Source organism: Nocardia sp. NPDC056564, from assembly GCF_042793755.1.
Lineage (GTDB): Bacteria > Actinomycetota > Actinomycetes > Mycobacteriales > Mycobacteriaceae > Nocardia.
Window position 1 is genome coordinate 140,020 of record NZ_JBHTUR010000013.1, and the last position, 18,639, is coordinate 158,658.

Annotated in this window: 17 protein-coding genes; 7 read left to right on the forward strand and 10 right to left on the reverse strand. The window is 70.2% G+C overall.

Annotated elements, in window-relative coordinates; genetic code table 11:
* Positions 1-6: 6 nt before the first annotated feature.
* Both ACFQ9K_RS28860 and ACFQ9K_RS28865 read left to right on the forward strand, forming a co-directional pair.
* Positions 7-2,430, forward strand: a complete 2,424-nt coding sequence (locus ACFQ9K_RS28860) for an HAD-IC family P-type ATPase (RefSeq protein WP_378722082.1) — start codon at positions 7-9, stop codon at positions 2,428-2,430.
* Positions 2,431-2,510: 80 nt separating this feature from the next.
* On the forward strand, positions 2,511-3,329 hold the full coding sequence (locus ACFQ9K_RS28865) for a PhzF family phenazine biosynthesis protein (RefSeq protein ID WP_378722083.1): 819 nt from the start codon (positions 2,511-2,513) through the stop codon (positions 3,327-3,329).
* A 132-nt stretch (positions 3,330-3,461) separates the two neighbouring features.
* Here the strand turns inward: ACFQ9K_RS28865 and ACFQ9K_RS28870 are convergent, their stop codons facing one another.
* On the reverse strand, positions 3,462-5,531 hold the full coding sequence (locus ACFQ9K_RS28870) for an MMPL family transporter (RefSeq protein WP_378983831.1): 2,070 nt from the start codon (positions 5,529-5,531) through the stop codon (positions 3,462-3,464).
* A 131-nt stretch (positions 5,532-5,662) separates the two neighbouring features.
* On the opposite strand from ACFQ9K_RS28870, the gene ACFQ9K_RS28875 reads away from it, so the two are divergent.
* A complete protein-coding gene (locus ACFQ9K_RS28875) occupies positions 5,663-6,910 on the forward strand; it encodes a sensor histidine kinase (protein WP_378722085.1) in 1,248 nt (415 codons plus the stop codon).
* Positions 6,907-7,575, forward strand: a complete 669-nt coding sequence (locus tag ACFQ9K_RS28880) for a response regulator (RefSeq protein ID WP_378722086.1) — start codon at positions 6,907-6,909, stop codon at positions 7,573-7,575. The genes ACFQ9K_RS28875 and ACFQ9K_RS28880 overlap by 4 nt, the downstream gene beginning before the upstream one ends.
* Here ACFQ9K_RS28880 and ACFQ9K_RS28885 read toward each other — a convergent pair.
* Positions 7,530-8,099: a helix-turn-helix domain-containing protein gene (locus ACFQ9K_RS28885; protein ID WP_378722087.1), complete on the reverse strand. Its 570-nt coding sequence runs from the start codon at positions 8,097-8,099 to the stop codon at positions 7,530-7,532. The two genes, ACFQ9K_RS28880 and ACFQ9K_RS28885, sit on opposite strands and share 46 nt — an antisense overlap.
* A 36-nt stretch (positions 8,100-8,135) precedes the next feature.
* Between ACFQ9K_RS28885 and ACFQ9K_RS28890 the strand changes: the two genes are divergently transcribed.
* The gene (locus ACFQ9K_RS28890) at positions 8,136-9,413 is read left to right on the forward strand and encodes a serine aminopeptidase domain-containing protein (protein WP_378722088.1); all 1,278 of its coding nucleotides are present in this window, start codon (positions 8,136-8,138) and stop codon (positions 9,411-9,413) included.
* 59 nt (positions 9,414-9,472) lie between these two features.
* On the opposite strand, the gene ACFQ9K_RS28895 is transcribed toward ACFQ9K_RS28890, so the two are convergent.
* From ACFQ9K_RS28895 to lspA, 3 genes are read right to left on the reverse strand one after another with little or no spacing between them, the layout of a single operon-like run.
* Entirely contained in the window at positions 9,473-10,141 is a 669-nt protein-coding gene (locus tag ACFQ9K_RS28895; protein ID WP_378722089.1) for a hypothetical protein, read from the reverse strand.
* A complete protein-coding gene (locus tag ACFQ9K_RS28900) occupies positions 10,134-11,060 on the reverse strand; it encodes an RluA family pseudouridine synthase (RefSeq protein WP_364738886.1) in 927 nt (308 codons plus the stop codon). The genes ACFQ9K_RS28895 and ACFQ9K_RS28900 overlap by 8 nt, the downstream gene beginning before the upstream one ends.
* Positions 11,057-11,695 carry a signal peptidase II gene (gene lspA, locus ACFQ9K_RS28905; RefSeq protein WP_378722090.1) on the reverse strand — a complete coding sequence of 213 codons (639 nt, stop codon included), beginning with the start codon at positions 11,693-11,695 and terminating at the stop codon, positions 11,057-11,059. Before lspA ends, ACFQ9K_RS28900 begins: the two co-directional genes overlap by 4 nt.
* A 76-nt stretch (positions 11,696-11,771) precedes the next feature.
* Here lspA and ACFQ9K_RS28910 point away from each other — a divergent pair, with 76 nt between their 5' ends.
* Positions 11,772-12,725 carry a hypothetical protein gene (locus tag ACFQ9K_RS28910; protein ID WP_378722091.1) on the forward strand — a complete coding sequence of 318 codons (954 nt, stop codon included), beginning with the start codon at positions 11,772-11,774 and terminating at the stop codon, positions 12,723-12,725.
* A complete protein-coding gene (locus ACFQ9K_RS28915) occupies positions 12,713-13,438 on the forward strand; it encodes a hypothetical protein (protein ID WP_378722092.1) in 726 nt (241 codons plus the stop codon). The genes ACFQ9K_RS28910 and ACFQ9K_RS28915 overlap by 13 nt, the downstream gene beginning before the upstream one ends.
* Here the strand turns inward: ACFQ9K_RS28915 and ACFQ9K_RS28920 are convergent.
* From ACFQ9K_RS28920 to acs, 5 genes are all read right to left on the reverse strand, one after another.
* Entirely contained in the window at positions 13,435-13,881 is a 447-nt protein-coding gene (locus tag ACFQ9K_RS28920) for a ubiquinol-cytochrome c reductase iron-sulfur subunit (RefSeq protein WP_378722093.1), read from the reverse strand. The two genes, ACFQ9K_RS28915 and ACFQ9K_RS28920, sit on opposite strands and share 4 nt — an antisense overlap.
* A gap of 13 nt (positions 13,882-13,894) precedes the next feature.
* Positions 13,895-14,467 (reverse strand): DUF6529 family protein, encoded by a 573-nt coding sequence (locus ACFQ9K_RS28925; protein WP_378722096.1) that lies wholly within the window; start codon positions 14,465-14,467, stop codon positions 13,895-13,897.
* A complete protein-coding gene (locus tag ACFQ9K_RS28930) occupies positions 14,457-15,116 on the reverse strand; it encodes a hypothetical protein (RefSeq protein ID WP_378722094.1) in 660 nt (219 codons plus the stop codon). The genes ACFQ9K_RS28925 and ACFQ9K_RS28930 overlap by 11 nt, the downstream gene beginning before the upstream one ends.
* Positions 15,117-15,559: 443 nt before the next feature.
* Positions 15,560-16,549: an alpha/beta hydrolase family esterase gene (locus tag ACFQ9K_RS28935; RefSeq protein WP_378724725.1), complete on the reverse strand. Its 990-nt coding sequence runs from the start codon at positions 16,547-16,549 to the stop codon at positions 15,560-15,562.
* 103 nt (positions 16,550-16,652) lie between these two features.
* A complete protein-coding gene (acs, locus tag ACFQ9K_RS28940; RefSeq protein WP_378724723.1) occupies positions 16,653-18,596 on the reverse strand; it encodes an acetate--CoA ligase in 1,944 nt (647 codons plus the stop codon).
* Positions 18,597-18,639: the final 43 nt, after the last annotated feature.

Sequence of the window (18,639 nt, forward strand, 5' to 3'; positions counted from 1 at the left end):
GCGGTCATGTCGACAACCGTGCAGGCATCGCGCGCCACCGGACTCACCGCGGCGGAGGTCGAGCAACGTCGCCGCGACGGGCTCACCAACGATGTGCCGGACCGAGCCAGCCGCTCGGTCCGCGACATCGTCAGGGCGAACGTGTTCACCCGGATCAACGCCCTGCTCGGCGTGCTTTTCATCCTGGTGCTGGCCACCGGTTCGATCATCGACGGCATGTTCGGCCTGCTGATCATCGCGAACAGCGCGATCGGCATCATCCAGGAGGTCCGGGCCAAACGCACCCTGGACAAGCTGGCCATCGTCAGCCAGACCAAGCCGACCGTGCGCCGCGACGGCAAGGCGGTCGAGGTGGCGCCGCGCGAGGTGGTCCTCGACGACCTGATCGAGCTCGGCCCCGGCGACCAGATCGTGGTCGACGGCGAGGTCGCCGAGGCCTCGCTGCTGGAGATCGACGAGTCGCTGCTCACCGGCGAGGCCGACCCGATGGACAAGCAGGTCGGCGCGGAGGTGATGTCGGGCAGCTACGTGGTCTCCGGCAGCGGCTGCTACCGCGCGACCAAGGTGGGCAAGGACGCCTACGCGGCCAAGCTGGCCGACGAGGCGAGCAAGTTCACCCTGGTGAAGTCGGAGCTGCGCAGCGGCATCGACACGATCCTGAAGGTGATCACCTACCTGCTGATCCCGGCGGGCCTGCTGAGCATCTACAACCAGCTGTTCTCCAGCAAGGAGTCCTGGCGGCCCGCGGTGAGCGGCATGGTCGCCGCGCTGGTGCCGATGGTGCCCGAGGGCCTGGTGCTGATGACCTCGGTCGCGTTCGCGGTCGGCGTGGTGCGGCTGGGGCGGCGGCAATGCCTGGTGCAGGAGCTGCCCGCCATCGAGGGCCTGGCCAGGGTGGACGTGGTCTGCGCGGACAAGACCGGCACGCTCACCGAGAACGGCATGCGCCTGTCCGATATCAAGGTCCTGGATTCGTTCGAGGACAACGACGTTCGCCAGGCCCTGGCCGCGCTGGCGGCCGACGACCCGCGCCCGAACGCGAGCGTGCAGGCCATCGCCGAGGCCCTGCCGGACGGCCCGGGCTGGCAGCGCACCGCGGTCGCGCCGTTCTCCTCGGCCAAGAAGTGGAGCGGCTGCTCCTACGGCGAGCACGGCGACTGGCTGCTCGGCGCGCCGGACGTGCTGCTCGACCCGGACTCCGAAGACGCCAGGGTCGCAGAGGAACTCGGCTCCTCCGGCCTGCGCATCCTGCTGCTGGCCCGCAGCGATCGCCCGGTCGACGCCGCGGACGCGCCGGGCACCGTGCGCCCCGCCGCGCTGGTCGTGCTCGAGCAGCGGGTCCGGCCCGACGCCAAGGAGACGCTCGAATACTTTGCCGGCCAGAATGTTTCGATCAAGGTGATCTCCGGCGACAACGCCGTCTCGGTGGGCGCGGTCGCCGCCTCGCTCGATCTCCAGGGCGGTGATCACGCGGTCGACGCGCGCCAATTGCCCGAGGACCGTGACGAACTCGCCGATGTGCTCGATCACGAGACCACCTTCGGCCGGGTCCGTCCGGATCAGAAGCGTGCCATGGTCGCCGCCTTGCAGTCGCGTGGCCACACCGTCGCGATGACCGGCGACGGCGTGAACGACGTGCTCGCGCTCAAGGACGCCGACATCGGCGTCGCGATGGGCGCGGGCAGCCCGGCGACCCGCGCGGTCGCGCAGATCGTGTTGCTGGACAACAAGTTCGCGACGCTGCCATACGTGGTGGGCGAGGGCCGCCGGGTGATCGGCAACATCGAGCGGGTATCGAATCTGTTCCTCACCAAGACCGTCTACTCGGTGCTGCTCGCCTTCCTGATCGGCATCGCCGGGGTCGGCTCGCAGATCTTCGGCTACGACCCGATCGGCTATCCGTTCCTGCCCAGGCACGTCACCATCGCCGCCTGGTTCACCATCGGCATCCCGGCGTTCATCCTCTCGCTCGCGCCGAACAACGAGCGCGCGCGCAGCGGATTCGTCCGCCGCGTCATGCGTTTGGCCGTCCCGTCCGGCGTGGTGATCGGCGTCGCGACCTTCGTCGCCTACCTGATCGCCTACGCGGGCCCGGACGCGACCGCACAGCAGAAGGAACAGGCGGGCACCACCGCGCTGATCACCCTGATCATGATCGCGGTGTGGGTGCTCGCGATCGTGGCCAGGCCGTACGTGTGGTGGAAGGTGGTGCTCATCGGGGCCTCGGTGGCCGCGTACATCTTCCTGTTCACCGTCCCGTTCACCCGGCACTTCTTCAAGCTGGATCCGTCCGACGCCGGGCTCACCACCGCCGCATTCATTTGCGGCGCTGTCGGAATCGTGCTCGTCGAGGTCGCGTGGTGGGTGAGTGCGAGGCTGCTCGGCGAGAAAGGAAAACTGTTCCCGACCCCGAACAACGGCGTTTCCTGACAAACTGGACATCTGACCCGGCGCGCCGCGAGAAGCCTTGTGCGAAGCGGCCATTCAGTGTTGGAGTACCTTCTCCGGATATGGAGGTACTGCTGCACCAGATCGACGCGTTCGCCGACGCACCGTTCTCGGGCAACCCGGCCGCGGTGATGCCGCTCTCGTCGTGGCTCCCGGATTCGTTGCTGCAACACCTGGCCGAGGAGAACAACCTCGCCGAAACCGCCTTCTACACCGCGGAATTACCGCCGGAGGCGGGTGCGCCTCCCGGTGACTGGCCCGCGTTCCACCTGCGCTGGTTCACCCCGGCCGTCGAGGTCGACATGTGCGGGCATGCCACGGTGGCCAGTGCCGCACAGATTTTGGCGGACATGCACCCCGGCGCCGATCGGGTGAGCTTCTTCACCCGCAGCGGCTGGCTGCACGTGGACCGTACCGACGACGACGAATTCGTGCTCGATCTGCCCGCCGTGCCCGCCACCGAGGTGGAACCCGATCTGGTGCTGGTCGCCGCGCTCGGCGTCCGCCCGGTGCGCGCCTTCACCGGCACCGACGAGGTCATCGTGGTGGCCACCGAACAGGAGGTCCGCGACGCCGAGCCGATCTTCACCGCGTTTCCGCCGCTGTCGCGCGGTGTGATCGTCACCGCGCGCGGCGAATCCGCCGATATCGTCTCGCGCTTCTTCGCGCCCGGTGTCGGGGTGCCCGAGGATCCGGTCACCGGATCGGCGCACGCCCAACTGGTTCCGCTGTGGGCCCGCGAATTCGGCCGCACCGAACTCACCGCCCGTCAGCTCTCCCGCCGCGGCGGGAGCCTGCGCTGCGAACTCGCGGGCGACCGCGTGCTGCTCGTCGGCCGCTGCCGCCGCTACCTGGATGGGGTTGTGCAGCTGCCGGACTGAACCGAGCATCCGCGACTCGTCGAGTCGCGTGCTGTCACCGCGGCGCGGCGAGTCATGATGCGGCGTGGTGATGTCAGGCCTCCGCCGGGATGAAGTGGGGATGAATCATCCCGGCGGAGGTCTGTCCCCTCCCTATCTCGGCGACGGTTCCTGCCTGCGCTGAACCGGCACCGAATCCAGTTCCGCCCTGGCCGGTTTCGACGGCCACCAGACCCGATCGCCGGCCAGCACGGTCAGCGCGGGCACCAGCACCGACCGCACCAGCAGCGTGTCGAGCAGCACGCCGAACGCCACCGTGAACCCGACCTGGACCATGGCCACCAGCGGCAACGTCATCAACACCGCGAACGTCGCGGCGAGCACCACGCCCGCCGAGGTGATCACGCCGCCGGTCACCGACAGGCTGCGCAGCATCGCGGCCCTGGTGCCGTGCCGTGGCGTCTCCTCGCGCGCGCGGCTCATCAGGAAGATGTTGTAGTCGACGCCGAGCGCGACCAGGAACAGGAACGTCATCACCAGCAGCGATGGTTCGAGCCCGTGGAAGCCGAAGACCCGCTCGAACACGAAAACGCTTGCGCCGAAGGCCGATCCGAACGACAGCAACACGGTCAGCACCAGTCCGATCGGGGCGACGACCGAGCGGAGCAGCAGTCCGAGGATGAGGGTCACCACGAGCAGCACCAGGGCCAGCACCCGCCAGTTGTCCCGCGCGGAGGCGGTGTCGACGTCGAGATTCATCGCGCTCGGGCCGCCGACCAGGGTGCCGGCGCCGACCTTCGGCAGGGTGTCGCGCAGTCGTTCGATGGTGGCGTACTCGGCCGCCGAATCCGGCGCGTCCACCGCGATCGCGGTGATGGCGCCGTATTCCGCGCCGACCCGGCCCTCCTCGGCGAACCCGATGCCGGGGTCGGCGCGCACCGCGCGCAGGACCTCCGCCCGGAATTCGTTGCGGGCCAGCACGGTCAACGGCAGGCCGCCGCGTTCGGGGAAGTGTTCGGCGATCAGTTTCTGCCCGGTCACCGAGTCCGGCGCGGTGACGAAACGATCGGCCTGCCCGAGCGCGCCGGTGTCGCCGAACAACCCGAGGGCCAGCACCGCGAGCACGCCGACCGAGACCGCGGCCGCCGCGGCCGGGCGGCGAGAGATGGCCTGTCCCAACCGATCCCACAGCCCGGTCCGCTGCACCGCACCGGACTGCGGGCGCGGAATCCGCGGCCAGAACACCCACCGGCCGCACAGCACGAGCACCGCGGGAAAGAAGGTGAGCATGACCGCGAGCGTGCCGACGATCGCCGCCGCGCCGACCGGGCCGAGCCCCGCGGTGCTGTTCATGTCGGCGACCAGCAGGCACAGCAGGCCGGCCGTCACCGTCGCCGCCGAGGCGACGATCGCCGGTGCCGCCCGGCGCAGCGCCGCGCCCATCGCCGCCCCCGGCGCCGGATGACGGTGCAGCTCTTCGCGATATCGCGCGACGATCAACAGCGCGTAATCGGTGCCGACGCCGAACGCCAGAATGGTGAGGATCGCCGAACTCTGATCGCTCACCGTGATGCCGAACGCCCGCACCAGCCCGTATACCGCGGCCATCGACACCACGTCGGCCACCGCCACCGAGATCAGCGGCACCAGCCACAGCAGCGGGCTGCGATAGGTGAGCAACAGCAGTACGGCCACCACGGCCACGGTCACCAGCAGCAGCTGGGTATCGACGCCGTCGAAGCTGCCCTCGAAATCGGCCTGGAGTGCCGCCGGGCCGGTGACGTGCACGGTGAGCCCGTCCGGGTGGTCGGCCACCGTCTTTCGCAGGTCCTTGATGTACGTGCCTGCCTCGCCACGGGATTCGTCGACCGCCAGCGAATACAGCAGTGTGGTGCCGTCCCCGGCCGACGTCGGCTGGGTGGCCGAAGCGGCGGCGCCCGGGGTCAATTCGGCCGACAGCGCCGAAAAGTGCCGCGCCGCAACGGACCGGTCCAGATCGGTCAGTCCGCTCTGCCGGAAGTAGGACAGCACGAACAGGTTCGCGGAACCGCCCGGCAACGTCGCCGCCAGCTCGGCGGCCGCCGTCGACTGTGCCGAGGCGGGCAGATACTCCACCATCCGATCGGTTTTCACGCCGTCCAGCCGACCGGCCGGCGGCACCAGCGCGAGCAGCGCGACCAGCCACAGGCCGAGCACGATCAGCGCCCGCGTTCGCATTCCCATCATGTCTCCTCCGTCGAGTCCCGAGTGCAGCGTCGCTCGCGCGCGGCGGGATTACGTCGGCCCGCGGAGGGCAGTTCGAGTACTCCGCACGGAGTACCTGCGCGGCCGCGAAACCGCGCACAATGGCTGGAATGGAGCGGCGATGGTGGATCGACGGCGCGATCACCGGCGTGGTCCTGTTCGTGGGATTCGGCTGGGCCCTGCTGATGCCGGGGGATTCCGCTCTCGATCCGCTCGGCGTGCTGCTGCTCGTCGCGGGGGTGCTGCCGCTGCTGGCCTGTCGGCGCGCGCCGCTGGCGGTGCTGGTGGCGAACTTCGCGGTCGCCGCCGTCTACCACCTGTCCGACTATCCGCACGAGGCGCTGATCCCCGCCACGATGGTCGCCCTGTTCGCGGTGGCCCGGTACGGCGACCGGCGGCGCACGGTGGTGGTGTCGCTGGTGGTCATCGCGCTGACGGAGCTCGGCATCTGCTACTCCGCCGAGGCCGGGGAGAACACCGTGTTCCTGGCGATCGACTCGGTCGGCTGGGTGCTGGTCGCCTGCGTGGCCGGCGAGGCCGCCCGGCTCCAGCACGCCTACCTCGCCGCGATCGTGGACCGGGCCGAGCGCGCGGAACGGTCCCGGGACGAGGAGGCGCGTCGTCAGGTCACCGAGGAACGGTTGCGGATCGCGCGGGATCTGCACGATCTGCTCGCGCACACCGTCACCGTCATCCAGGTGCAGGCCGGCGTCGCCGCTCATCTGCTCGCAGAGCGCAAGGCCGAGCCCGCGACGGTGATCGCCGCCCTGGACACGATCTCCGACGCCTGCGTGGACGCCAGGGCCGAACTCGCCGCCACCGTCGGCGTGCTGCGGTCCGCGGTGGCCGAGCCCCGCGCCCCGCTGCCGACCCTCGCGCAGCTCTGCGCGCTGGCCGAACCCCTCGAAGCGGTCGGCGTCCCGGTGCGGATCCAGCGCACCGGCCGGGTGCGCGCGCTCGCGCCCGCGGTCGAGCTGGTCGGTTACCGGATCGTCCAGGAGGCGTTGACCAATGTGGCCAAGCACGCCGGGGCGACCGCGGCGCGGGTGGATCTCGACTACGCGGACGACCGGCTGCGCATCCGGGTCACCGACAATGGGCATGGAACCGCGAGCGCGACAGCGGGTCTCGGGTCGGACCGCGGAACCGGCGGCACGACAACCGGGTTCGGCATCGTCGGGATGACCGAGCGGGCCGAGGCGATCGGCGGGACGTTGACCGCGTCCGGGACGGCCGGGGGATTCGCGGTCACCGCGGACCTGCCGGTCGCGGATCGGGGCGAGGCCGGACCCGGCGTGCTCGGCGCGGCTCCGCCCGCCGGCGCCGGCCGCGACGATTTCGCCGGTGCCGCCTCATGATTCGGGTGCTGCTCGCCGACGATCAGACCCTGGTCCGCAGCGCCTTCGCCATGCTGGTCGCCTCGGCGCCGGACATGCTGGTCGTCGGCGAGGCGAGCACCGGTCGCGCCGCGATCGCGCTGGCCCGCACCGAGCGGGCCGACGTCGTGGTGATGGACATCCGGATGCCGGATCTCGACGGCATCGCCGCCACCGCCCGGATCGCCGCCGACGAGAACCTGGCCGGCGTCCGCGTCCTGGTGCTCACCACCTACGACACCGACGACAACGTGCTCGCCGCGCTGCGGGCGGGCGCCAGCGGCTTCCTGATCAAGGATGCCAAACCCGCCTTGCTGCTCGACGCCATTCGCACGGTCGCCGCGGGCGACGCGCTGCTCTCGCCGGGCGCGACCGCCGCCGTGATCGCCCGGGTCCGTGCGGTTCCGGATCCGGTCCCGCGCCCGGAGGTCGCCATGCTGACCGACCGCGAGCTCGACGTTCTCGTGCTGATCGCGCGCGGCATGACGAACGCCGAGATCGCGGAGGCGTTGACGGTCAGCCCGCTGACGGTCAAGACCCACGTCAGCCGCATCCTCGCCAAACTCCTTGCCCGGGACCGGGTTCAGCTGGTGATCGCCGCCTATGAGGCGGGGCTGGTCACGCCCTCGGGTGGCGCCGGGGGCTGATCCTCCAGCGGAAAGAGGATGGGGCTCAACAGGTATTGCGTGCGCCCAGGGGCAGCGTCGTTACCCAGCATCGGCAGGATCGCCGCGCGCATGCCCTCGATCAGCGCGCGCACCTCGTCGTCGCCGAGCCAGATCGCGTGCTGGCGGTAGCCGACCGCGTCGCGGGTCAGGTCGGCCTCCGGGCGATCGAGGTAGGCGTTGAACTCGGCGAGCAGCGTGGCCATGGCCGCGGTGAACACCCGGCGGTGATCGTCGGAGGTCAGCGCGCGCGCCGCCGCCGGATCGACGGTCGCCCGCTCCCGGTGCAGCCGATAGCGGCGCTGCACCGCGCCGCGCACCCGCTCCTCTTCGGCCACCTCGAGAATCCCGCCCGCCGTGAGCATTTCGACGTGTCGATACACGGTCGCCTTCGACGTATCCGGAAGTCGCTCGCACAGCTGCGCGGTGGTGAGCATTCGCCCGCCGCGCATCGCGTGCACGATCCGCAACCGCACCGGATGCGCCAGCAGCTCCAGGGAATCCATTGCTCCACGATCTCACAGCTGATACCGTTCTCAAACATGAGAACGGTAGTGGAGTCGGACCGGACGATCCCCGTCCGGGTGGCGGAATTGCTGCGGGACGGGGAGTTCGAGCGGGTGGCCGAGCTGTTCGGCGCGCCGTTGCGGGCGGCGGTCTCGCCGGATGCGCTGCGCGGCGCGTGGCTGACCGAGATCGGCAGGATCGGACCGGTGCGCGCGATCGGCCTGCCCGCGGTGGAGCCGTTCGGGGACAAGCTGATCCGCGCGAACGTGCCGGTGACGGGCGAGCGCGGCGGATTCGCCTTGATCATGTCCATCGACGCGGCGGGCCTGCTGCACGGACTGCGGCTGGCGGACCCGGCCGCCGCGTGGGCGCCGCCGGACTATGCCGACCCGAGTCTCTTCGCGGAGCGGGAGATCACCGTCGGCTCCGGCGAACTCGCGGTTCCCGGCACGTTGAGCGTGCCGCACGGCCCCGGTCCGTGGCCCGCCGTCGTGCTGCTCCACGGCGGCGGTCCGTTCGATCGGGACGAAACCTGCGGCCCGAACAAGCCGTTGAAGGATCTGGCCTGGGGCCTGGCCGGGCGCGGCATCGCCGTGCTCCGCTTCGACAAGGTGACCTACGCGCATCCGCGGGTCGCCGAACGGCCGGACTTCACCATGGCTGACGAATATGTGCCACATGCCGTTTCGGCCGTGGACCTGCTCCGGCGGCACCCCGGTGTCGACCCGGCCCTGGTCTTCGTCCTCGGCCACAGCATGGGCGGCAAGGTCGCGCCGCGGGTAGCGGCGGCGGAACCGTCCGTTGCCGGCCTGGTCCTGCTGGCAGCGGATGCCGAACCCATGCACCACGCCGCCGTGCGCGTGCTGCGCTACCTGGCGTCGGTGACCCCCGGCCCGGAGGTGGACGCGATGCTCGCCGCCGCGACCCGCGGTGCCGCGGTGGTGGACGGCCCCGAGCTGTCCCGCGAAACACCCTCCGCCGAACTGCCTTTCGGCATGAGCGGCGCCTACTGGCTGGACCTTCGCGACTACGACCAGGTCGCCACGGCCGCGGCGCTGCCGCAGCCGATGCTCATCGTGCAGGGCGGGCGTGACTACCAGGTGACGGTCGACGACGACCTCGCCCGCTGGCAGGCAGGCCTCGCACTACGCACCGACGTGACAACCCGTGTCTACCCCGCCGACAACCACTTGTTCTTCCCCGGCACCGGTCCGTCGACCCCCGCCGACTACGAAGCGCCGCAGCACGTGGACCCCACCGTCGTGTCCGACATCGCCGAATGGCTCGCCCGCCAGGCCGCGCTCACCCCGTGACCTCGCGCGCCCGAATCCGCCGGCGAATCGCTGTGCAGCAGGAGAATTGGTGCGCGGCGTTACTGCTCGGGGATCGGCCCGTCGTTCGGGCCGGGCTGGACGACGTCGAGTTGGTCGGGGAGTAGCGGTACCACGCCGAAACGGCCGGCTACCGCGTCGGCGGGGAGCGCCTCGACCGCGCGGATCCCGTTCCGGGAGGCGATGTTCCGGAGGCCGTCGAGCGGCCCGCGGACGACCAGGCCGACGGCGCAGGCGCACCCGGAGCGCAGGCGGGCGGCGGAGAGCGCGGCGACCCGGGTGGCGCGCTCGTCGGACGGGTTGCGGGGGAGCAGCCAGGCGGCGGCCGCCGCGGAGGTGACCGCAGCCTCGTCGCCCGCCGGTACCGGCACGGCGACCAGTGGGGTCTGCACCCTGGGCACCGGAACCTGGTACAGCACTTGTGCGATCCGCAGTGCACCGCTGTTCGGCGGAATCTGTTCCGGCACCATCGGTTCGGCGAACGACACCAGCGCCCAATGCTCGGCGCTGTCCGCACCGGACAGCGAATCCCGGGCTCGCGCAAGATAATCCGCGACCCGCTCACCCTGTTCCGGCCCGAGCCGGTCGGTGAACACCCCGGCCTTACGCGGCGGATTCAGCACCCCGAGCAGCACGATGAACACGACCAGCGCGACGGCCGCCGTCCCGAGGACGATCCGGCCGAGGGGCAGCGCCCGCCGGTCAGGCATTGCGCAGGACGTCCAGCGCGTGCTTCAGATCGTCGGGGTACTCGCTGGTGATCTCCAGCCAGCGACCGTCGGCGGGGTGGTTGAAGCCGAGCGAACGGGCATGCAGCCATTGCCGTTCCAGGCCGAGTCGCTGGGCCAGCCGCGGGTCCGCGCCGTAGGTGAGGTCGCCGCAGCACGGGTGCCGGATTGCCGAGAAGTGCACCCGGATCTGGTGCGTGCGACCGGTTTCCAGGTGGATGTCGAGCAGGCTCGCCGCTTGGAACGCCTCGACGGTGTCGTAATGCGTGACGCTGGGCCGTCCGTCGGCGGTGACCGCGAACTTCCAGTCGTTGCCGCGGGCCCGCCCGATCGGGGCGTCGATGGTGCCGCTGCTCGGGTCCGGATGTCCCTGCACCAGTGCGTGATACCGCTTGGCCACGGTGCGCTGCTTGAACGCGCGCTTGAGCACCGTGTACGCGTGCTCGGACTGCGCGACCACCATCACCCCGGAGGTGCCCACGTCGAGCCGGTGCACGATGCCCTGCCGCTCGTGCGCGCCGGAGGTGGAGATCCGGTAGCCCGCCGCGGCCAGCCCGCCGATCACCGTCGGCCCGGACCAGCCGACGCCGGTGTGCGCGGCGACGCCGACCGGCTTGTCCACCGCGACGATGTCGTCGTCGGCGTACAGAATCCGCATCCCCTCGACCGGCGCGACCTCGATCGAGAGCTCCCGCTTCGGCTCCGGGAAGATCACCTCGAGCCAGGCGCCCGCGGCGAGCCGATCGGACTTGCCCGCGGCGATGCCGTCGAGCTGCACGGAGCCCTCCTCGGCGAGCGCGGCGACCGCGGTGCGGGACAGGCCGAGCAGCCGGGACAACCCCGCGTCCACGCGCATGCCGTCGAGCCCGTCGGGAACGGGCATGGTTCGTGTTTCCCTCATGCGGTGTTCCCTTCGCCGGTGGTCTTGTTCACTGTTGTTTCGGTCTGCACGTCGTCGTCGGTGTCCGGCTCCTCGCGTCCGGTACGCGTCCCGTTCGGCTCGAAGCCGAACACGGTCAGCACGACCAGCAGGATCGCGCCGCAGACGATCGACGAGTCGGCCACGTTGAACACCGGCCACCAGCCGATTGCGATGAAGTCGACCACGTGCCCCTGCAACGGCCCCGGCGCCCGGAACAGCCGGTCGACCAGGTTGCCGAGCGCGCCGCCAAGCACCATGCCGAGCCCGATCGCCCACCACAGCGAGCGCAGCGTGCGCCCGATGCGCACCACCCCGATCACCACGGCCGCCGCGACCAGGGTCAACAGCCAGGTCATGCCGGTTGCCATCGAGAAGGCCGCGCCGGGATTGCGCACCAGGCTGAACCGCGCGAAGTCGCCGATGATCGATACCGGCTCGCCCGGCGTCAGGTTCGCCACCACGAGACATTTGGTGAGCAGATCCAGTGCGAGCAGGACCGCCGCGATGATCAGCAGGGTTCGCAGCCGCTGCGGCGGAGTCGCTGCCTGCACCTCCTCGGCCTGGTTTGCGGGGTTCTCCTCGGACGGCGGCTCTTCACTCACACGCACCATCATCGCTCGAGCTACCCGACACGTTGTGCGGTGGTCACCCGCAAGACCCAGCTGACACTCAGGAACCGGTCGTACCCTGATGCTCGTGACGGTGTTGTCTTCCCCCCACATCCCTCGGTTCGCGCGTTCGGGTGTGCTGCTGATAGTGCTCGCGGTCGGCCTGACCGCGTTCGGAACCGGTTGCAGCGGTGGCGGCGAGTCGCGCTCGGAACCTGACAGCACCGAGCCGCTCGGTATCGGCAAGGGTGTCACCGTGCCGATCCCCGCCGCGATCACCACCATCGTCGATCCCGGCGCCGAGCCGCGCTCGCTGCTGCGCCGCGACTACCCGGCAGGCACCGTGCAGCAGGTGACGCTGAATACCTCGCACCGCATCGCGCAGCAGATCAACGATCAGCCCGCGCGCGACTTCTCCGCGCCCGCGCTGTCCATCCCGATGACCGCGCAGACCGACGCCGAGGGCATCGACCTGACGCTGGGCACGGTCACCACGCCGGACCCGTCACTGGCCAAGGCGCTCACCAAGACCGGCGGTTCGCACGCCGGATTCGACCTCAGCGACCTCGGCGCGATCACCGCGCTGCGGCTGGAGCCGTCGCCGGACACCTCCAATCCCGCGCGGGCCGCGCTGGAGCAGGCCTTCTATCAGGCGGTCTACCGCTCGATCGCGTTCCCCGATCAGCCGGTCGGCGAGGGCGCGGTGTGGACGGTGCGGCAGGAGATCAGCGGCGGGGTCACCCTCGAACAGACCACCACGGCGACGCTGACCAAGCGCGACGGCGACCGGCTCACCATCGAGCTCGACGTCATCCAGCAGCCCAAGTCCGCGGTGTGGAACCTGCCCAACAACGCGGGCAAGCTCGATATCCAGGACTACGTCATGCAGGGCAACGGCACGATCACCGTCGATCTCGGCTTGCCGCTGCCGGTCGCCGGGTCGATCACGGTCGGCGGGCATCAGGGTTACCGCGATCCGCGCAGTGCCAGCGTGCTGGAGCAGACGATCGACACGCAGGTGTCGTGGACGGAGTGAGCCGCGGGTTGGGTCTGCTGTTGACCGCCGCTGCCGCCGCGCTGGTCGCGGCGTGCGGATCGTCGAAATCGGCGGCTCCCGAGTCGTCGCCGTTGCCGTCGCTCGGTCCGGTCGCGGCCGCCGCGCCGGTGACCGCGCCGCCGATCACGGATGCCGACCGATTGCGTGACCAGCTGCTGACCGGCGCGAATCTGCCGCCGAACTTCACCGCGCTGCCCACGCGGGCTGACGTGGCCGCCGACGGGCAGGCCTCGCCGACCAACCCGGCCGAATGCGCGAAGGTGCTCACCCCGTTGGCCGCGCAGCGGCCGGGCTCGCTCGCCAGGGCGTCGGTCGGGTATTCGGGGCCGAACTTCTCCAGCATCGATATCGACGCGGCGAGCTACGCGAACGACGCCGTGGCGTCCGCGTTTTCGGAGGTGCAGGCGATCCTGCGCCGGTGCGCCCGTTACTCCGGTACGGACGCCACCGATATCTCGGTCGAGTACCGGGTCGGCGGGCTGACCCAGCCGCCGGCCGGCGACGCGGCGACCGCCTTCCAGGTGCGCACCAGCAGTGACGGGCTGACGCTGCACTCCTCGGTCGCGATCGTGCAGGTCGGCAGCACGCTGGCGCAGGTGGCGGTGACCGCGCCGGAGCCGGTCGAGGCCGGGGTGCTGAGCGATCTGACGGCCGCGCAGGTGCGCAAGCTACAGGGTGTCTCGGGGCCTTAGCCGGGCACCACCGAATCGCCCACGACGCGAACGGCTTTCGCGGCCAGCGGTTTGGTCGCCGGACCGTTGGAGACCGAGCCGTCCAGCTTGTACTTGCTGCCGTGGCACGGGCAGTTGATCGTGCCACCGGATACCGACGCGACCGTGCAGCCGGCATGCGTGCAGGTCGAGGACAGGCCGACGAAGGTGCCCGCGCTCGGCTGAGTCACCACGGTGTCGCCGACGATCACGCCGCCGCCCACCGGGACGTCGGCGGTCTTGGCGAGCGCCTTCCCGGCGGATTGATCGGCGCCCGCCGGGGTGCCGCTCGGTGCGGGATTCGGTGCGGGCGCGGCGTTTTCCTTGCCGTAGGTGGCGCAGGCGGACAGCGCCGCGGCCGCGACAACGGCGCTCGCGCCCGCCGCGACCACACTGCGGCGAGGGAAAACCGATTCGTTGGTCATGGGTGATCTCCGATCAGAAGGTGAGGCCGTTGTGCTGGAAGAACCAGAGCGACGAGGTGAGCCAGAGGCCGGTCAACCCGGCCAGGACGAGTCCGCCTGCGACCGGGATCACCCAGCCCGGCAACCCTTTTCGGGTGAGCAGCAGCATCTTCGCGACGAACGCGCCGTAAAAGAAACAGCCAAGCAGTGAATGCAGCAGCACGCGGGTGTCGTACTGCTGAAAGCCCAAGGCGTACAGGCAGTGCACCGCGACCGGGACGCTGACCAGCACGGCGAGCCTGCCCGACCAGACGTGCGCGGTGCCGATCCAGGACGGCGCGCGGACCGGCAGCTTGCCGTACATGGCCAGCGCCGAGGCGAATTGGCACAGCGCGAGCAGGAACGCGACGCTCGCCAGCCACGCCTTGACCGCCTGCGGGCCGGAGAAGCCCGCGATATTGACGGAGAACGCCGACGGCTCATGCGTTGTGGCGTAGACGCCGAGCAGTACCGATACCGCGGCGCCGACGAGCAGCGGGATCGCTATGGCCGCGAACGCCTTTGCCTTCGGCCGCCCGATGGGCGTCGTCTCTCGCTCAGCCGACACTGTCACCACCACTTACCTTGTTCGCGGTTATCTGCTTGCCGTTGACGATTGCCGTCGCGTCGGGGGACAGGCCGGGTGCGGGGGAGGTCGAACCGTCGGGCGCGCGCTGGACGCCGGTGACCGTGCCGTTGGCATCGACGATCCAGCTCTGCCGGCTGCCACCCTCGTTGTAGACGTAGAGCCCGGCGGGCGACTGCACCGGCGCGGCACTGAATTCCCATTTCTTCTCGCCGAGCCACAGCGTCCCCGCGACCACCCTGCCGTCGTAGCGCCCATTCAGCTCGGCGTCGTTCTTCCCGCTCAACTGGAGCGCGCCGCCGGCCGCACTGCCCTGCAACCACGACTCGACCTTGCTGCCGTCGCAGGCATAAGCCGTCGCCTTGTCGCCCGCGACGGTGATGGACACCGTGATCGGCGCCCCCGTCGCCGGCGGAATGGTGCCGACATAATCCGCTTTCGGCGGAAACCGTAGCGGCGGCGCGGCCGTGGTCGGCGCCGGAACCCTACTGGTCGCCACCACACCCGTGGTCACCTCCGCCGACTTCGGCACCGCCGCCGGTTCGGTCTCCTTGGACATATTGACGACGAGCAAGACAATCCCCAGCACGGCCACCGCCGCCAACGTGAGCCAAGGCCCGAGACGTTTCATCAGATCTCCTCGATATCCGGCCGCCGAAACCGGCCGAAGCGATCCCCGCCCAGCCCGCGCCGGCACCGCTCTTCGCATTGTCAACGGCACAGCCCACCCCCCGGTTCAAACGGACATTCACGACAGCCGAACATCGGCGTGTCATCGTCTGTGTCGCGTCCCTCCGTCCACGGGCTACCGTCGTGGCATGGAACGTCTGGCCGGCTACGAACCGGATTCCCGCCGATAGTGGATCCCGCAGCGGAGATCATCCAGGAGCTGATCGACCTCGGGCCCGACCTGACGGGGGCGCGTGCGCAGCTGCGCGAAACGCTGTCCGAGACAACGGATGACCTGCGGGTGTGAACGCCGCGCGGGCATCGGCCGCCGGCGGCACCGTGTGGGTGTTGGCGGCGGACCCGGCCCCCCTCAACACTGCGGTGGCCGGGTCCGCCGCAGTGGGGTTACCCCGGGGTGATCGTTTCGGAAACCTTGGGCGCGGGTGATGTTGGGCTACTGGGGTTTCCGCAGGGTTGGGGTGGCATGCGGTGGGCCAGGAGGAAGCGCATCAGGTTGCGCTGGATTTCCAGGCCGTGGTCCTGCTGGACGAAGCCGGCGCCGATGGCGTGTTCGGCGAGGACGGGGAGGGTGAACTGGGCGAGTTCGCAGCCGGTGGAGCCAGCGTAGTGCTCGACGGTGAGGGGGATCGGTATTCCCGGGCCGACGGCGAGGACCTGGACGTCGGTGGGCAGAGCGGGGGCCGAGCCGGGGTCGGCGAGGTTGTCGGCGGCGAGCCATTGGGTCAGGTTGGTCCGGCCGATGACGATGTTGCTGATCTCGTCGAACAGGGTTTGCAGGAAGAAGGCCGGCATCGGGCGGGCCCGCGGGCCCATCGCCTCGATGATCGGCTGGGCTGCGAGCGTGGTCAGGTACGGCGCGCCCGCCATCGGGGCGATCGCCGCGTACAGGTCGGGGTAGGTGGCGCCGAGATTGGTGGTCATCGCGCCGCCGGCGGAGTAACCGCCCAGGTAGACCCGGGCACGATCGAGCCGGAGCTCATCGATGAGCGCCGCGGTGAGGCCCGCGATGATGGACGGCTCGCCCTCGCCGCGCCGCTGGTGCCCGGCCTTGTCCCAGTTCCAGCACAGGCCCTTGTTCGCCGCGCGATCCTGGATCGGATACGCGAGCACGAAATCCAGCTCGTCGGCGACCCGGGTGAGCGAGAAGCCGCTCGGCTTCGGGTGCGCGATCGGATCGTCGCAGCCGTGCAGGTACACCATCAGCGGCTTGCCCGCGGTCGCACCGGGCGGCGCATGGAGGTAGTAGCACCGGGTGCCCGCGCCGTTGGTGAAGCAGCGCTTGTCCAGTTGGGCACCGGCTCCCGGCGCACCGGCCAGTAGACAGCCGGCCAGCAGCGAGCAGACGGCGAAGAGGCGAAGCACGGTGACTCGCACACCAGGAGCCTAAACCACCCGCCGTGTATCGCGGGTCTCCCTGGGCGACGGACCCGACCCCTCATCGCCACTTTGGTCGCCGGGTCCGTCTCCGGGGCGGGAGTTACCCGCGGGCGATAGCCTCGAAGACCTTGGGGTCGACCAAGGTAGAGGTATCGCCCAGCTCGCGGCCTTCGGCGACATCGCGCAGCAGCCGGCGCATGATCTTGCCGCTGCGCGTCTTCGGCAGCTCCGGAACCAGATGGATCTCCCTGGGGCGGGCGATCGGGCTGATCTCCTGCGAGACCGCCGCTTTCAGCTCGGTGATCAGCGGATCGCCGCTGTTCGTCGCGCCCGCGGTGAGGATGACGAAGGCGACGATGGCCTGACCGGTGGTCTCGTCGCTGGCCCCGACCACCGCCGCCTCGGCGACCGCCGGATGCCCGACGAGCGCGGATTCGACTTCGGCGGTGGAGATCCGGTGGCCGGACACGTTCATCACATCGTCCACCCGGCCGAGCACCCACAGATCGCCGTCGTCGTCGAGCTTCGCGCCGTCGCCGGCGAAATACCAACCGGCGGAGGCGAATCGGGCCCAGTACGTCTCGCGGAAGCGCGCCATGTCACCCCAGATGCCGCGCAGCATCGACGGCCACGGCTGGTCCAGCACCAGCAATCCGGCTGCGCCACGGCCGAGTTCGGCGCCGTCGTCGTCGACCACCTTCGCCGAGATGCCGGGCAGCGGGGTCATCGCCGCGCCGGGCTTGGTGGCGGTGACGCCGGGCAGCGGGGAGATCATGATGGCGCCGGTCTCGGTCTGCCACCAGGTGTCCACGATCGGCGTGCGGTTGCCGCCGATGACCTCCCGGTACCAGCGCCAGGCCTCGGGGTTGATCGGCTCGCCGACGCTGCCGAGCAGCCGCAGCGAGGACAGATCGTGCGCGCCGGGGATCTCCCTGCCCCACTTCATGAAGGTGCGCACCAGCGTCGGCGCCGTGTAATAGATGCTGACGCCGTACTTCTCGATGATCTGGAAGTGCCGGTGCTCGTCGGGCGAGTTCGGCGTCCCCTCGTACACCACCTGAGTCGCTCGATTGGCGAGCGGTCCGTAGACGATGTAGCTGTGTCCGGTGACCCAGCCGATGTCGGCGGTGCACCAGTAAACGTCCTGTCCCGCTTTGTGATCGAAGACGTTGTGATGGGTGTAGGACGTCTGGGTCAGGTAGCCGCCGGTGGTGTGCAGGATGCCCTTGGGTTTCCCGGTGGTGCCGGAGGTGTAGAGGATGAACAGCGGGTGCTCGGCGTCGAACGCCTGCGCCTCGTGCACCGGCGACGCATCGGTGACCGTGTCGTGCCACCACAGGTCGCGCCCCTCGCTCCACGGCACGTCGATGTTGGTGCGGCGCACCACGAGCACGTGCTCGACCGTCGACGGCGCGCCGCCGAGCGCCTCGTCGACCGCCGCCTTGAGCGGTGCCGCCGTCCCGCGCCGCCACTGCCCGTCGGCGGTGATCACCAATCGCGCCTCGGCGTCGTCCACCCGCTGCCGCAGCGCGGTCGGGGAGAAGCCGGCGAACACCACCGAGTGGGTGAGCCCGAGCCGGGCGCAGGCGAGCATCGACACGATGGCCTCGGGCACCATCGGCAGGTAGATGGCGACCCGGTCACCCGCCCGCAACCCCAGCTCGGTCAGATAGTTTGCCGCCCTGGAGACTTCGTCGCGGAGTTCCGCGTAGGAGATATCGCGTGAGTCGCCGGGCTCGCCTTCCCAGTGAATGGCGATCTGGTCACCGTGCCCGGCGAGCACGTGCCGGTCGACGCAGTTGTAGGCGACATTGAGCTTGCCGCCGACGAACCACTGCGCGACCGGCGCGTCGCTCCAGTCCAGAACCTGCGTCCACGGCTGTTCCCAGTACAGCCTCCGCGCCTGCTCGGCCCAGAACTCCATCCGATCGGCCGCCGCCCGGTCATACAGTCCCGCATCGGCATTCGCCGTCGCGGCGAAGGTATCGCCGGGTGGGTAGGACACCGCAGCGGTGTCGCGGGAATCGGTGGTTGCGCTGGTCACGCGATATCTCCTAACGAGAGCACAAGGGGGACGACGACTATCG

Coding starts and splice junctions, on each gene's coding strand:
- ACFQ9K_RS28870 (WP_378983831.1), bottom strand. CDS start 5,531: ATGGGAATGCGAACGCGGGCGCTGATCGTGCTCGGCCTGTGGCTGGTC.
- ACFQ9K_RS28910 (WP_378722091.1), top strand. CDS start 11,772: ATGCTCGTGACGGTGTTGTCTTCCCCCCACATCCCTCGGTTCGCGCGT.
- ACFQ9K_RS28875 (WP_378722085.1), top strand. CDS start 5,663: ATGGAGCGGCGATGGTGGATCGACGGCGCGATCACCGGCGTGGTCCTG.
- ACFQ9K_RS28880 (WP_378722086.1), top strand. CDS start 6,907: ATGATTCGGGTGCTGCTCGCCGACGATCAGACCCTGGTCCGCAGCGCC.
- ACFQ9K_RS28860 (WP_378722082.1), top strand. CDS start 7: ATGTCGACAACCGTGCAGGCATCGCGCGCCACCGGACTCACCGCGGCG.
- ACFQ9K_RS28890 (WP_378722088.1), top strand. CDS start 8,136: ATGAGAACGGTAGTGGAGTCGGACCGGACGATCCCCGTCCGGGTGGCG.
- lspA (WP_378722090.1), bottom strand. CDS start 11,695: ATGATGGTGCGTGTGAGTGAAGAGCCGCCGTCCGAGGAGAACCCCGCA.
- ACFQ9K_RS28920 (WP_378722093.1), bottom strand. CDS start 13,881: ATGACCAACGAATCGGTTTTCCCTCGCCGCAGTGTGGTCGCGGCGGGC.
- ACFQ9K_RS28865 (WP_378722083.1), top strand. CDS start 2,511: ATGGAGGTACTGCTGCACCAGATCGACGCGTTCGCCGACGCACCGTTC.
- ACFQ9K_RS28900 (WP_364738886.1), bottom strand. CDS start 11,060: ATGAGGGAAACACGAACCATGCCCGTTCCCGACGGGCTCGACGGCATG.
- ACFQ9K_RS28895 (WP_378722089.1), bottom strand. CDS start 10,141: ATGCCTGACCGGCGGGCGCTGCCCCTCGGCCGGATCGTCCTCGGGACG.
- ACFQ9K_RS28885 (WP_378722087.1), bottom strand. CDS start 8,099: ATGGATTCCCTGGAGCTGCTGGCGCATCCGGTGCGGTTGCGGATCGTG.
- ACFQ9K_RS28930 (WP_378722094.1), bottom strand. CDS start 15,116: ATGAAACGTCTCGGGCCTTGGCTCACGTTGGCGGCGGTGGCCGTGCTG.